The organism is Pseudooceanicola onchidii, assembly GCF_004959925.1.
Lineage (GTDB): Bacteria > Pseudomonadota > Alphaproteobacteria > Rhodobacterales > Rhodobacteraceae > Pseudooceanicola > Pseudooceanicola onchidii.
On record NZ_SPUW01000002.1, the window covers coordinates 929414 to 943246 of the forward strand.

Annotated in this window: 10 protein-coding genes; 6 read left to right on the forward strand and 4 right to left on the reverse strand. The window is 64.5% G+C overall.

The annotated features are described in order from the left end of the window. A complete protein-coding gene (locus E4S58_RS12460) occupies positions 1 to 2190 on the forward strand; it encodes a peptidoglycan -binding protein (protein WP_136636715.1) in 2190 nt (729 codons plus the stop codon). Between the two features lie 4 nt (positions 2191 to 2194). Here E4S58_RS12460 and E4S58_RS12465 read toward each other — a convergent pair whose 3' ends face one another. The 3 genes from E4S58_RS12465 to gloB form a co-directional block, all read right to left on the reverse strand. Continuing rightward, the gene (locus E4S58_RS12465; RefSeq protein ID WP_136636716.1) at positions 2195 to 3151 is read right to left on the reverse strand and encodes a M23 family metallopeptidase; all 957 of its coding nucleotides are present in this window, start codon (positions 3149 to 3151) and stop codon (positions 2195 to 2197) included. Positions 3152 to 3251: 100 nt separating this feature from the next. After that, positions 3252 to 5582: an ATP-dependent Clp protease ATP-binding subunit ClpA gene (gene clpA, locus E4S58_RS12470; protein WP_136636717.1), complete on the reverse strand. Its 2331-nt coding sequence runs from the start codon at positions 5580 to 5582 to the stop codon at positions 3252 to 3254. Positions 5583 to 5750: 168 nt separating this feature from the next. Next, a complete protein-coding gene (gene gloB / locus E4S58_RS12475) occupies positions 5751 to 6512 on the reverse strand; it encodes a hydroxyacylglutathione hydrolase (protein ID WP_136636718.1) in 762 nt (253 codons plus the stop codon). A 60-nt stretch (positions 6513 to 6572) separates the two neighbouring features. Here gloB and E4S58_RS12480 point away from each other — a divergent pair, with 60 nt between their 5' ends. Continuing rightward, positions 6573 to 7337 carry a class I SAM-dependent methyltransferase gene (locus tag E4S58_RS12480; RefSeq protein WP_136636719.1) on the forward strand — a complete coding sequence of 255 codons (765 nt, stop codon included), beginning with the start codon at positions 6573 to 6575 and terminating at the stop codon, positions 7335 to 7337. A gap of 2 nt (positions 7338 to 7339) precedes the next feature. Here the strand turns inward: E4S58_RS12480 and E4S58_RS12485 are convergent, their stop codons facing one another. Continuing rightward, positions 7340 to 8863 carry a hypothetical protein gene (locus E4S58_RS12485; RefSeq protein WP_136636720.1) on the reverse strand — a complete coding sequence of 508 codons (1524 nt, stop codon included), beginning with the start codon at positions 8861 to 8863 and terminating at the stop codon, positions 7340 to 7342. 530 nt (positions 8864 to 9393) lie between these two features. Here E4S58_RS12485 and E4S58_RS12490 point away from each other — a divergent pair. Genes E4S58_RS12490 through atpD form a run of 4 tightly spaced genes read left to right on the forward strand, consistent with a single transcriptional unit; the run spans position 9394 to position 13826 of the window. Continuing rightward, positions 9394 to 9954: a F0F1 ATP synthase subunit delta gene (locus E4S58_RS12490; RefSeq protein WP_136636721.1), complete on the forward strand. Its 561-nt coding sequence runs from the start codon at positions 9394 to 9396 to the stop codon at positions 9952 to 9954. Beyond that, entirely contained in the window at positions 9954 to 11492 is a 1539-nt protein-coding gene (gene atpA, locus E4S58_RS12495; protein ID WP_136636722.1) for a F0F1 ATP synthase subunit alpha, read from the forward strand. Before E4S58_RS12490 ends, atpA begins: the two co-directional genes overlap by 1 nt. 12 nt (positions 11493 to 11504) lie before the next feature. Then, positions 11505 to 12383, forward strand: coding sequence for a F0F1 ATP synthase subunit gamma (locus E4S58_RS12500; protein ID WP_136636723.1), 879 nt, complete (start codon positions 11505 to 11507; stop codon positions 12381 to 12383). An 18-nt stretch (positions 12384 to 12401) separates the two neighbouring features. After that, positions 12402 to 13826 (forward strand): F0F1 ATP synthase subunit beta, encoded by a 1425-nt coding sequence (gene atpD / locus E4S58_RS12505; protein ID WP_136636724.1) that lies wholly within the window; start codon positions 12402 to 12404, stop codon positions 13824 to 13826. The last annotated feature ends 7 nt before the right edge of the window (positions 13827 to 13833 follow it).

Genomic DNA, 13833 nt, shown 5'->3' on the forward strand with positions numbered 1-13833 from the left:
ATGGCCCTGTCCCGCCGCAAGGGGAACCGTTTCGAAGGCGCGATCTGGCCGGGGTACGTGGACGCGGTCACCGGTCTTCTGATGGTGCTGACCTTCGTTCTGACGATCTTCATGGTCATCCAGTTCATCCTGCGTGAGACGATTTCAGGCCAGGAAAACCAGCTTGATCAGCTGACCGGAGAGATGGCGCAGCTGAGCCAGGCGCTTGGCCTGGCGCGCGACCGGGCGGATCGGTTGCAGGGGCAGCTGGGGGATACCCAGACCTCGCTTGAAGCCGCGCAAGCCGAAATCGTCGCCCAGGCTTCGTTGATCGACACGCTGACGCAGGCGCGGGCCGAACAGGAAGCGGCGCTGGAGGATGCGCAGACCCGGATCACGGATTTCGAAGCGCAGGTCACGGCCCTGCTGGCGCAGCAACGCGCGGCCGAGGGCACGATCGCGGCGCTTGGCGAGGAACGCGATGCGTTGACCGCCGAACGGGATACGCTGACCTCGGAACGCGATGCTCTCAACATCGCCCTGGCGCAGGCGCGCGAGGAGATCGACGAGGGGGCCGAGGCCGCCCGACTGGCCGCGGCCCGTCGCGAGGCGCTTGAGGCGCTGGTGGCGGATCTTGAGCGTGACGCGGCGGCGAACGCCGAAGACCGCGCCACCCTGGCCGCGCGGGTGGACGATCTGGAAACCGCGCTGAGCGAGGAAGAACAGGCCCGCCTGGCCGAAGCGGCGGCGGCCGAGGCCCTGCGCGCCCGGCTGGAAAATGCGGATGCGGAGCTGACGGCCATGACGCTGGCGCTGGAAGAGCAGCGGCGCGAGGCCGAAGAGACATTGACCTTGCTGGCCGCAGCGGAACAGGCGGGCGAGGATCTGGACCTGCAGCTTGCCGCCGCGCTGGCCCGGCGAGACGAAGGATCCGCGCTCGAGACGGAATTGCGCGACCAGATCGCGGCGCTTTTGTCTGACCTCGAGGGGCGGCAAGGTGAACTGGCCGACGCCATGGCCCGGGTCGCCGCGCTGGAGGACAGCCTGGCCGCCGAGCAATCGGACCGGATGGCGCTGCAGGATCAGCTGGCCAGCGCGCTGGCCGATGATGCCGAGGCCGAGGAAATCCGGACGGATCGCGCCGCCCTGCAAAGCCAGCTTGAAGCCAGCCGCGCCGAGGCGTCAGACGCGACCGCCAGGATCACCGACCTGGAGCAGCGCATCGCCGCGCTTGAGGCACAGATGGCGCAGGCCCGGGACGAACGTGCAGACGAACGCGCGGCGGCAGAGGAAGAGCTGGCCTCGCTTCGTGACAGGCTGGCGGCGGCGCTGTCGAACCGCGATGCAGAGGCCGTGGACCGGGACGAGCTCAAGCGTCAGCTGGCCGCGGCCCTGGCGGCCAAGCTTGCGGCCGAGCGGTCGCTGGACACGCAGATGTCGGACGCGGACCGGCGTGCGGCGCTGTTGGCCGAGGCGAACAAGCGGCTGGCGGACGAACAGGCCGTATCGGCCGAGGCGCAGCGCCAGACCGCCGTCCTGAACCAGCAGGTTGCGCAGATGCGGTCGCAGCTGTCGCGGTTGCAGGCGCTGCTTGATGACTACAAGGCGCGGGACGAGGCGAACCAGGTGCAGATCCAGTCGCTTGGGTCCGATCTCAACCAGGCGCTGGCGCAGAAGGCGGCCGAGGAACGCCGCCGCCGTCAGCTGGAAGAGGCCGAGCGGAAGCGGCTTGAGGCCGAGCGGGACCAGCTGGAGAAATACAAGTCCGAGTTCTTCGGCCAGCTGCGCGACGTCTTTGCCGGGCAGGAGGGCGTGCAGATCGTCGGCGACCGTTTCGTCTTCTCCTCCGAGGTGCTGTTCGATCCGGGTTCGGCCGATCTGTCGCAGGCCGGGCGGGGGCAGATCAGTTCGATCACGGCCACCCTGCAGGCCTTGGCGGATGAAATTCCCGATGCCATCGACTGGGTCCTGCGGGTCGATGGCCACACGGACGACGTGCCCCTGTCAGGCCAGGGCGCATTCGCCGACAACTGGGAACTGTCGCAGGCCCGCGCGCTTTCTGTGGTGCGGTTCATGACGGACGGGCTGGGCTTTCCGCCCAACCGTCTGGCGGCCAACGGGTTTGGCCAGTACCAGCCGATTGCCACCGGCACCTCGCCCGAGGCCCGCGCGGCGAACCGGCGGATCGAATTGAAGTTCACCGAACGCTAGGGGGTCAGTCGACCCGCAGCGTGATCGTTCGGCTGTCGATCCTGTCGTCGCCGCGCCAGAAGGTCACCGTGCCCTGATATTTGCCCTTGGCCAGGGGCGCGCGCAGGCGTTTGCCGTTGGCGCGGAAGAACTGGGCCTGCGGTTTGTCGAGCACCTGGCGCCCCTGCACGACCGGGCCGTCGGGGCCGGTGATCTCGATCTCGATCTCGTCGCCTTCGCGACCGCCGAAGGCGAACCCCCAAAGAACGATGGCGCCCGCGTCTTGGTGCAGGACCGGCACGGCGGCGGTCCCGGCCTTGATATCGGCATAGCTGGGCACGTGGTCCGCGAAACCGACCGACATCACCCCGCCGGGGGCATAGGCCAGGTCATCGGCCCAGAGCGTCGGCCCGGTGCCGCCGCAGGTGCCGATCCGCGCGTCAGGGGTGAAGGGGTCGACCGGTTCGCCATTGTGGCGGACCGAGATGTGCAGGTGCGGGAACTGGCTGCGTCCCGACAGACCGACAAGGCCAAGGGGCGCGCCGACCTTGACCTGATCGCCGGACCGGACGCGGACGGAATGCTGGCGCATGTGGCAATACTGGGTTTCCCAACCCTCGCCGTGGTCGATCACCACGCCGTTGCCGCAGTCGCGCCCGTCGATCCGGGCATCCTCGGCCTCGGTATAAAGCTTGTCGATCATGTCGTTGCGTACGCCCTTGACCGTGCCGGGCGCGGCCGCGCGGACCTCGACCCCTTCAAGCATCCGGGCAAGTGAGGGCAGGCCGAAGTCGGTGCCCTTGTGGCCGTCGTAGCTGAGCCCCAGACAGGTGTAGTCGCGTGCGCCGGGGCCGGTGTCGCGGTCGACGTAGTTCTGTATAAAGCAGCTTTCGCCGGGGATGCAGTCGATCGGCAGCTCAAGGCGGGGCTGGGCCGTGGCGGGCAGGGCCATAAGGGGCAGGGCTAGAAGGGCGCGGAACATGCGGGCACCTGTGCTGGGGTCCGGCACAGCTTGTCCGGGATCGGTGCAAAGGAAAAGGCCCGGGCGGTGGAACGCCCGGGCCTTTCCGATCGTATCGGGATCAATCCGCGGTGAGAAGCGGCGGCTTCTTGGTCGACAGGCGCGGCGCGTCCGGCCCGTCGATCCGCAGATCGATCTTGCCGTCCTTGACGCCGACCTTGACCACGCCACCCTTCGACAGCTTGCCGAACAGCAGTTCCTCGGCCAGCGGCTTCTTGATGTTTTCCTGGATCACGCGGCCAAGCGGGCGGGCGCCCATCTTGTCGTCGTACCCCTTGTCGGCCAGCCATTCGGCGGCAGGCTTGGTCAGTTCGATCGTGACGTTGCGGTCCATCAGCTGGGCTTCCAGCTGCAGCACGAACTTCTCGACCACCTGCAGGATCACGTCCTTGCCGAGCGGCGCGAAGGAGATCACGGCGTCCAGACGGTTGCGGAATTCCGGTGTGAAAGTCCGTTCGATGGCAGCCGTATCTTCGCCTTCGCGACGGTCGCGGCCAAAGCCGATGGCGGCCTTTGCCATGTCCGATGCGCCCGCGTTCGACGTCATGATCAGGATCACGTTGCGGAAGTTCACCGTCCGGCCATTGTGGTCGGTCAGCTGGCCGTTGTCCATTACCTGCAGCAGGATGTTGTAGACATCCGGGTGGGCCTTTTCGATTTCGTCCAGCAGCAGCACGCAATGCGGATGCTGGTCGACGCCGTCGGTCAGCAGGCCGCCCTGGTCAAAGCCGACATAGCCCGGAGGCGCGCCGATGAGCCGGGAGACCGCGTGTTTCTCCATGTACTCGGACATGTCGAAACGCAGCAGTTCCACGCCGAGGCTGTCTGCCAACTGCTTGGCGACCTCGGTCTTGCCGACGCCCGTAGGTCCGGCAAACAGGTAGTTCCCGATCGGCTTTTCCGGTTCACGCAGGCCCGCGCGGGACAGCTTGATTGCCGAGGACAGGGCTTCGATCGCGTCGTTCTGGCCGAAGACCACGCGCTTGAGGGTCTTTTCCAGATCCTTGAGCACTTCGGCATCGTCCTTGGTGACGTTCTTCGGCGGGATGCGGGCGATCTTGGCCACCACGGCCTCGATCTCCTTGGTGCCGATGGTCTTGCGGCGCTTGGATTCCGCGACCAGATGCTGCGCGGCACCGGCCTCGTCGATGACGTCGATGGCCTTGTCGGGCAGCTTGCGGTCGTTGATGTAGCGCGCCGACAGTTCCACCGCCGTCTTGATGGCGTCGGCGGTGTAGCGGATGTTGTGGTGATCCTCGAAATAGGGCTTGAGGCCCTGCAGGATCTTGATCGTGTCTTCGACCGAAGGCTCGTTCACGTCGATCTTCTGGAACCGGCGCGACAGGGCGCGGTCCTTTTCGAAGTGCTGGCGGAACTCCTTGTAGGTGGTCGAGCCCATGCAGCGCAGCTTGCCGCCCTGCAGCGCGGGTTTCAGCAGGTTCGAGGCGTCCATCGCCCCGCCCGAGGTCGCGCCGGCGCCGATCACGGTGTGGATCTCGTCGATGAAGAGGACCGCGTCGTCATGCGCCTCAAGCTCGGTCACCACGGCCTTCAGCCGTTCCTCGAAATCGCCGCGATAGCGGGTGCCGGCCAGCAGTGCGCCCATGTCGAGCGAATAGATCGTGGTGTTGGCCAGAACGGCAGGCGTTTCGCCCGAGACGATCTTGCGTGCAAGACCTTCGGCGATGGCGGTCTTGCCGACGCCCGGGTCGCCCACAAGCAGGGGGTTGTTCTTGCGGCGGCGGCACAGAACCTGAATGCAGCGTTCGACTTCGTGTGCGCGGCCGATCAGCGGATCGACGTCGCCGACACGGGATTTCGCGTTCAGATCGACGCAATACTTGGCCAGCGCGCTTTCCTTGCCGTCGCCTTCGGGCGCGGCTGCGGCGGCCTGTTCGGTGTGGTCTTCGTTGTCGGACCCGGTGACCGGGCGGCTTTCGCCAAAGGCCGGATCCTTGGCCACGCCGTGCGCGATGAAGTTGACCGCGTCATAGCGGGTCATGTCCTGTTCCTGGAGGAAGTAGGCGGCGTTGCTTTCGCGTTCGGCAAAGATCGCGACCAGCACGTTGGCGCCGGTCACTTCGGTCCGGCCCGAGGACTGGACATGGATCGCGGCGCGCTGGATCACCCGCTGGAAAGCAGCGGTCGGCACGGCTTCGGATCCCTCGACATCGGTGACGAGGTTGGACAGGTCGTCTTCGACGAACTCCAGCAATGTCTTGCGGAGGTCTTCGATGTCGACGGTGCAGGCCTGCATGACGCGGGCGGCATCGGGTTCGTCGATCAAGGCCAGAAGCAGATGTTCCAGCGTTGCGAATTCATGGCGCCGCGCATTGGCCAGGGCCAGGGCAGCGTGGATTGCCTGTTCGAGCGTATTCGAGAATGAGGGCACTCGCATGCTCCTTTTGATCTGGGTTGGAGCGCGGGGGCGGGCCCCGGCGTCAACCATGGCCTCATAGTCTTAAATTTTGGTCGATTGTGGCCGCTCTTCAAGGGTTTTCTTGAAAGATAGCTTCACATTTATCGACTTGACACTTTTTGGGTCACTGTTTGCGGCGTTTCAGAAGCGGTCCTTGCGGGCGCGGACCTCTGCGAAAACGGCCTCCGGGGTGGCGCCTTCCATGCCGACGGCCTTCTGGACCTCCGGGGTGTGGCAGCGCAGGAACGGGTTGGTTGCCAGTTCTTCGGCCAAAGATACCGGTACGGTCGGTTCGCCCCGGTCGCGCAGCGCCTTCACCTTGTCGGCGCGGGCCAGAAGGTCGGGATTGTCGGGTTCGATCGACAGCGCGAACTTCATGTTGCCAAGCGTGTACTCGTGCCCCGAATAGATCATCGTCTCGGGTGGCAGCGCAGCAAGCTTCTGCATCGTGGCATGCATCATCTCCATCGTGCCCTCAAAGACGCGGCCACACCCCCAGGCCATCAGGCTGTCGGCGGTGAAGATCACGCCCGCGTTCGGGAAATGGAAGGCCATGTGGCCAAGCGTGTGGCCCGGCACATCGAGCGGAACGGTATAGGCATCGCCATTGCCGCCGTTCATGCCTTCGCTCAGCGCCATGTCGAGCGGGGGCAGCTTGGCTTCCTCGGCCTTCGGGCCCATGACCTTGAGGCCGAAACGATCCTTCAGCTCGGCCGTGCCCTCGACGTGGTCGGGATGGTGATGGGTGATCATCAGCACGCCCGGTTCCCAGCCGCGCGCCTCGGCGGCGGCGATCAGGGGGGCGGCCTCGGGGGCGTCGATGATGCAGACCCCGTCGGGGCCTTTCACAAGGTAGGCATAGTTGTCGGACCGGCAGGGGACGGTGACGATGTCCAAAGTCATGGCAAATTGCCTCCTCGTTGTTATCTTGCCATATGGAACCGCAGACAATCTGGAGATGCAATGCACCAGGACGTGCAGGACCTGCGAAACTTCTATTACCGGTCGACGCTTGGCCGGGCCGCCCAGGCGCGGGTGCGCGGAGAGCTTCAGCGGCTCTGGCCCGAGGCCAAGGGGCAGACGGTTGCGGGCTTTGGTTTCGCGGTGCCGCTGCTGCGCCCCTACCTGGCCGACGCGCGGCGGGTGATCGGGCTGATGCCGGGGCCGCAGGGGGTGATGCCCTGGCCGCAGGGGATGCCCAATATCTCGGTCCTGTGCGAGGAAACCGCCTGGCCGATCGAGACGGGGCATGTCGACAAGCTGGTGGTGATGCACGGGCTTGAGACGTCCGAACGGCCGTTCGACCTTCTGGAGGAATGCTTTCGCGTGCTGGGCCCCGGGGGGCGGGTGGTCTTTGTCGTGCCGCACCGGTCGGGTCTTTGGTCGCGGTCGGACCGCACGCCGTTCGGGTTCGGGCGTCCCTACAGCCTCGGGCAGCTCGAGGCGCAGTTGCGCAGGCATTCCTTCATGCCCGAGCGCCACGTTCAGACGCTGTTCCAGCCGCCGTCGACCAAGCGGTTCTGGCGCAAGACGGCGCCGTTCTGGGAAAAGCTGGGGGCGCGGTTCAGCATGGTGCTGACCGGCGGCGTGCTGATGGTCGAGGCGACCAAGCGCGTGCACATGCCAAGCGGGCCGGGCGTGCGGGACAAGAAGCCCGCCGGGCTGAAGGTGCTGGGCGGGCTGACCGCACCGGCCCCGCCAAGGGCCGAACCGGTGCGGAAGGTCTAGGCTCAGATCACCGGCGCGGGAGGCTGGACGACCACGATGCTGTCGGTGTCGAAGGTGGTCACCCCCTCAAGCCGGAAGGTGCGCACCAGATCGGGCTGGCCTGCGTCGCTGTGGGACATCGTGACCGAGACATCCAGCGCGGTCTGACCGGTGACGGGCGCGGTGGTGATGGACGACAGCTGATAGCCGGTGGCGGCGGCCGGCAGTTCCAGCACGATCTGATCTTCGGCGGCGTCGTAGTCGGTGATCGTCCCGACGGTCAGGGCCGAGGGCATGACCGCCGCCAGATAGCTGGCCTCGGCCGTCGATCCGGTTGCGGGCGCGATGCCGTCGACGAAATCGGCGTCGGCCATGAAGATCGTCTTGTCCATCACGAAGGTGTCGGCCCCGGTGCCGCCGACGGCATACATCGCCTGAAAGTCTTCCGGCACCTCGACGACACCGTCGGTGGCGTCGACCTTCAGCGTACGGGTGAGGATCAGCGTGTCGTCGCCGGAATTGCCTGCGATCACGCCATAGGTGTTGCCGGTGATCGTGTCGTCACCCGACCCGCCAAGCGCGATGCCGGTCTGGCCCATCTCGGCCACGTCCGCGCCGCTGCCGCCGAAGAAGATGTCGAAGGCCACGGCATCCTGCGCGATGTAGAGGTCATCGCCCGACCCGCCGTAATAGTCCGCATGTCCGAAGCCCTCGAAACGGTCCTCGCCCGCGCCGCCGACCCCTGTCGAAATGCCGCCGTCCGCAAAGCTCCCGTCATCGCGGAACAGATCGTCCCCTGCGCCGCCGAAGGCCAGCGCCTGATCGTCGAGCGAGAAGGTGTCGTTGCCGGATCCGCCGTAGGCCACGGCCTGGTCATTGACGTCGAAGACATCCGCACCCTGCCGCCCGGAGCCTTCGGACTGATCGAACAGCGTCAGCACGTCATCGCCCGAGTTTCCGACGACGGTGGCGAAGTTGAAGGCCGTGATGGTGTCATCGCCCTGTCCGCCCCAGGCGCGGGCTTCGTTGCGCGCCAGGATCGTGTCGTCGCCCAGGGATCCGCCCGCCTTGGCCTTGTTGGTGACGATCATGTTGTCGTCGCCCGATCCGCCGGTGATCTCGGCAAAGCGGTTGCCGAACATCTCGTCATTGCCGGCGCCGCCGTAGGATGTGCTGGCGTCGTAGGACCGGATGGTGTCGTCGCCGGATCCGCCGACCCCGACGCTTTCATTGTGGATGATCAGCGTGTCGTTGCCCGGACCGCCCAGCCCCTTGGAGACATCGTAGACTTCCAGAAAGTCGTTGCCTTCGCCGCCTTCGGCCTGTGAATAGCCGCCGACCTCGATCGTGTCGTCGCCGCCTAGGCCCCGGATCACGCCGCGGCCGTCGTGCACATAGGTGTCGGGCCCCTCTGTGCCGTCCCAGAAGACGGGATCGACATCGGGGATGGAGTCATCGCCGGACGTGGTCGTGACGGGGTCATCGTCTGACCCGAACCCGGTCAGCCCGATGAGAGACCCCAACAGGAAAAGAAACAAGATCGACATAGCAGCCCCCCGGCTTGATCCAGTTTATCTAAAATATGGCCACGACTGAAAAAATCGCGTTAACCCATCTTTAATCCGGTTGCCGGGCGTCCCGCTAGTGGGGGCAATGGTGGAAACCGATTGTTTCTGGGGCAGGGACCAATGCCCCGACAGTCGCAGAACGCGGCGGCGGTCGGACGGAAGGGCAGGGCGGGCCAAAATGCCGCAGCCTCCGCCCGATCGTGGTTGCCGGGCAGCAGGCCGCCACCGGCCGCGCCGGGAAAAGGTTCGGCAAAGGTAAGGGAATCGCAACCATTGCGGGGGCGGGCGGTTGTCATGGCCCTGTCATGTTCGCGCAAACGGTTCTGAAGAGCCCGCCAAACCCCAGTAAAAAAGGGTGTCACACGGGCGCGCGTAACCGGGTTGATAGGGTGGGAACGCTCTGCTACACCCACGCCGATTTTACCGCTTTGGTCATGGCCGAGGCATAACGCCCCCTGCCTGTGCGCCACGATGCGCGGAAAGGGGCCAAGAACATCGGAAGGGTGGACGTGTCCGAACCAGCTTCGATCTCCTCCGGCATCGCGCAGCGCTATGCCACCGCGATTTTCGAAATTGCCCGCGACAACAATGACCTCGACAAGCTCGAGACGGGTGTCGCGGACCTGGGCGCAGCCCTTGCTGACAGTGAAGACCTGCGCGAACTGATCGCGTCGCCGGTCTATTCGCGGGACGCGCAGGGCAAGGCCGTCGCGGCCATCGCCGACAAGATGGGCCTGCCGGTCGTCCTGAAAAACACGCTTGGCCTCATGGCCGAGAAACGCCGCCTGTTCGTGCTGCCGCAGCTGATTTCCCAGCTCGAGGCGCTGATTGCAGAGCACAAGGGCGAAGTGACCGCAGAGGTCGTCAGCGCGAAAGCCCTGACCAAGACCCAGGAAACCAAGCTGTCCAAGGTCCTGTCGGCCCAGGTCGGCAAGGACGTCAAACTCAATTCGTCCGTCGATGAAAGCCTCATCGGTGGTCTTATCGTCAAGGTGGGCTCGAAGATGATCGACACGTCGGTCAAGTCGAAGCTCTCCTCCCTTCAGAATGTCATGAAAGAGGTCGGATAATGGGAATCCAAGCAGCCGAAATCTCTGCGATCCTCAAGGAGCAGATTTCGAACTTCGGCAAGGACGCCGAAGTTGCAGAAGTGGGCCGTGTGCTCTCCGTCGGTGACGGGATTGCCCGTGTCCACGGTCTGGACAGTGTCCAGGCTGGTGAAATGGTCGAATTCCCCGGTGGTATCCGGGGTATGGCGCTGAACCTCGAAGCCGACAACGTCGGTATCGTGATCTTCGGCTCGGACCGCGACATCAAAGAAGGCGACACCGTCAAGCGCACGAACTCCATCGTGGACGTTCCCGCCGGTGAAGCCCTGCTGGGTCGCGTTGTCGACGGCCTGGGCAACCCGCTGGACGGTAAGGGCCCGATCGCGGCCTCCGAGCGTCGCATCGCCGACGTGAAGGCGCCGGGCATCATCCCGCGGAAATCCGTGCATGAACCGATGGCGACCGGCCTGAAGGCCATCGACGCGATGATCCCGATCGGCCGTGGCCAGCGGGAACTGATCATTGGCGACCGTCAGACCGGCAAGACCGCCGTGGCGCTCGACACGATCCTGAACCAGAAGTCCTACAACGACGCTGCAGGTTCCGACGACTCCAAGAAGCTGTACTGCGTCTACGTCGCCATCGGCCAGAAGCGGTCGACCGTTGCGCAGCTGGTGAAGAAACTGGAAGAGACCGGCGCGATCGAATATTCGATCGTCGTGGCCGCAACCGCGTCCGACCCGGCTCCGATGCAGTACCTCGCGCCCTACACCGCGACCGCGATGGCGGAATATTTCCGCGACAACGGCAAGCACGCGCTCATCATCTATGATGACCTGTCCAAGCAGGCCGTGTCCTATCGTCAGATGTCCCTGCTGCTGCGCCGCCCGCCGGGCCGCGAAGCCTACCCGGGCGACGTTTTCTACCTTCACTCGCGCCTGCTGGAGCGTTCGGCGAAGCTGAACGAAGACAACGGTGCAGGTTCGCTGACGGCTCTGCCGGTCATCGAAACCCAGGGTGGCGACGTTTCGGCGTTCATTCCGACCAACGTGATCTCGATCACCGACGGCCAGATCTTCCTGGAAACCGAACTGTTCTACCAGGGTATCCGCCCGGCCGTGAACACCGGTCTGTCGGTGTCCCGCGTGGGTTCGTCCGCTCAGACTTCGGCGATGTCGTCGGTGGCTGGCCCGGTCAAGCTGTCGCTGGCTCAGTACCGCGAAATGGCTGCCTTCGCGCAGTTCGGGTCCGACCTTGATGCCGCAACTCAGCGTCTGCTGAACCGTGGTGCGCGTCTGACCGAGCTGATGAAGCAGCCGCAGTATTCGCCGCTGACCAACGCAGAGATCGTCGTGATCATCTTCGCAGGTACCAATGGCTTCCTCGACAAAGTCGCCGTGAAGGACGTGGGCCGGTTCGAAGCCGACCTGCTGAAGTTCATGCGCAACCAGAAGTCCGACGTCCTGGATTGGATCACCAACGAAGATCCGAAGATGAAGGGCGACAACGCGGACAAGCTGAAGGCAGCAATCGAAGAATTCGCCAAAGACTTCGCCTAAGGGAGAGAGCTTATGCCTTCTCTGAAGGACCTAAAACTGCGGATCGAGTCGATCAAATCGACCCGCAAGATCACCAAGGCCATGCAGATGGTGGCCGCCGCGAAACTGCGGCGGGCACAGGATGCGGCCGAGGCGGCACGCCCCTACGCAGAACGGTTCAACGCCGTTCTGGGTCAGCTGGCGGCCTCGGTTGGCGGGTCTGACTCTGCGCCCATGCTGCTGCGCGGCACGGGCAAGGATGACGTGCATCTGCTGGTCGTCATGTCCGCAGAGCGTGGTCTTTGCGGCGGGTTCAACACCAACATCGTGAAGCTGGCGCGCCAGCGGATCGCGGCCCTGAAGGCCCAGGGCAAGACCGTCAAGGTCCTGACCGTGGGCAAGAAGGGTCGGGAACAGCTTAAGCGTGACAATGCGGACCTGTTCGTCGGTCACGTGGACCTGAGTGAAGTCAAGCGCATCGGCTATGCCAACGCGCAGGACATCGCCAAGGACCTGCTGGGCCGCTTCGACGCGGGCGACTTTGACGTCGCCACGATCTTCTATTCGAAGTTCGAAAACGTCGTGAGCCAGATCCCGACCGCACAGCAGATCATCCCGGCATCCTTCGACGCGCCCGAAGAGGGCGAAGCCGAAGCGACGCTTTATGATTACGAGCCCGACGAAGAAACCATCCTGGCCGACCTGCTGCCCCGCGGCGTGGCGACCCAGATCTTCGCGGCGCTTCTGGAAAATGGTGCATCCGAACAGGGTGCGCGGATGTCGGCGATGGACAATGCGACCCGCAACGCGGGCGACATGATCGATCGACTGACCATCGAATACAACCGTTCGCGTCAGGCCGTCATCACCAACGAACTGATCGAAATCATCTCGGGCGCGGAAGCGCTCTAACGGAACCGGAGACGAAACATGGCAAACGCAAAAGGCAAAGTGACCCAGGTCATCGGCGCCGTTGTGGACGTGCAGTTCGACGATCACCTGCCGGAGATCCTCAACGCACTGACCACCGACAACAACGGCAACAAACTGGTTCTGGAAGTTGCGCAGCACCTTGGTGAGAACACCGTTCGCACCATCGCGATGGACGCGACCGAAGGTCTGGTTCGCGGTCAGATCGTGACCGACTCGGGCGCGCCGATCTCGGTGCCGGTCGGCAACGCGACCCTGGGCCGCATCCTGAACGTGATCGGCGAGCCGGTCGACGAAAAGGGCCCCGTCAACGCAACCGAGACCCGTCCAATCCACGCGGAAGCGCCGGAATTCTCGGAACAGTCCACGGAAACGGAAATCCTCGTCACCGGCATCAAGGTGATCGACCTTCTCGCTCCCTACTCCAAGGGTGGTAAGATCGGTCTGTTCGGCGGTGCCGGCGTGGGCAAGACCGTTCTCATCATGGAACTGATCAACAACATCGCAAAAGTGCACTCGGGCTTCTCGGTGTTCGCGGGTGTTGGCGAACGGACCCGTGAGGGCAACGACCTGTATCACGAGATGATCGAATCCAACGTGATCAAGCCGGACAACCTGGAAGAGTCCCAGGTGGCCCTGGTCTACGGTCAGATGAACGAACCTCCGGGAGCACGTGCGCGCGTCGCCCTGACCGGTCTGACGCTGGCCGAACAGTTCCGCGACCAGTCCGGGACCGACGTTCTGTTCTTCGTCGACAACATCTTCCGCTTCACGCAGGCAGGGTCCGAGGTGTCCGCACTTCTGGGTCGTATCCCCTCGGCCGTGGGTTACCAGCCGACGCTGGCCACCGACATGGGTGCGATGCAGGAACGCATTACCTCGACCAAGGCAGGCTCGATCACCTCGATCCAGGCCGTCTACGTTCCCGCGGACGACCTTACCGACCCCGCACCGGCAACGACCTTTGCGCACCTCGACGCAACGACCGTTCTCAACCGTGCGATTTCGGAACTGGGTATCTACCCGGCCGTTGACCCGCTCGACTCCTCCTCGCGTATTCTGGATCCCCAGATCGTGGGCGAAGATCACTACCAGGTGGCCCGTGACGTGCAGGGTATCCTTCAGCGCTACAAGTCGCTGCAGGACATCATCGCGATCCTCGGGATGGACGAACTGTCGGAAGAGGACAAGCTGACCGTTGCGCGTGCGCGTAAGATCCAGCGTTTCCTGTCCCAGCCGTTCGACGTTGCGAAGGTCTTCACCGGTTCCGACGGTGTCCAGGTTCCGCTGGACGACACGATCTCGTCCTTCAAGGCGGTTGTGGCCGGCGAATACGACCACCTGCCCGAAGCGGCCTTCTACATGGTTGGCGGCATCGAGGAAGTGAAAGCCAAGGCCGAGAAGCTCGCGGCGGAAGCAGCGTAAGGGTCTG

Coding starts and splice junctions, on each gene's coding strand:
- E4S58_RS12460 (WP_136636715.1), top strand. CDS start 1: ATGGCCCTGTCCCGCCGCAAGGGGAACCGTTTCGAAGGCGCGATCTGG.
- E4S58_RS12465 (WP_136636716.1), bottom strand. CDS start 3,151: ATGTTCCGCGCCCTTCTAGCCCTGCCCCTTATGGCCCTGCCCGCCACG.
- gloB (WP_136636718.1), bottom strand. CDS start 6,512: ATGACTTTGGACATCGTCACCGTCCCCTGCCGGTCCGACAACTATGCC.
- E4S58_RS12480 (WP_136636719.1), top strand. CDS start 6,573: ATGCACCAGGACGTGCAGGACCTGCGAAACTTCTATTACCGGTCGACG.
- E4S58_RS12485 (WP_136636720.1), bottom strand. CDS start 8,863: ATGTCGATCTTGTTTCTTTTCCTGTTGGGGTCTCTCATCGGGCTGACC.
- atpA (WP_136636722.1), top strand. CDS start 9,954: ATGGGAATCCAAGCAGCCGAAATCTCTGCGATCCTCAAGGAGCAGATT.
- E4S58_RS12500 (WP_136636723.1), top strand. CDS start 11,505: ATGCCTTCTCTGAAGGACCTAAAACTGCGGATCGAGTCGATCAAATCG.
- atpD (WP_136636724.1), top strand. CDS start 12,402: ATGGCAAACGCAAAAGGCAAAGTGACCCAGGTCATCGGCGCCGTTGTG.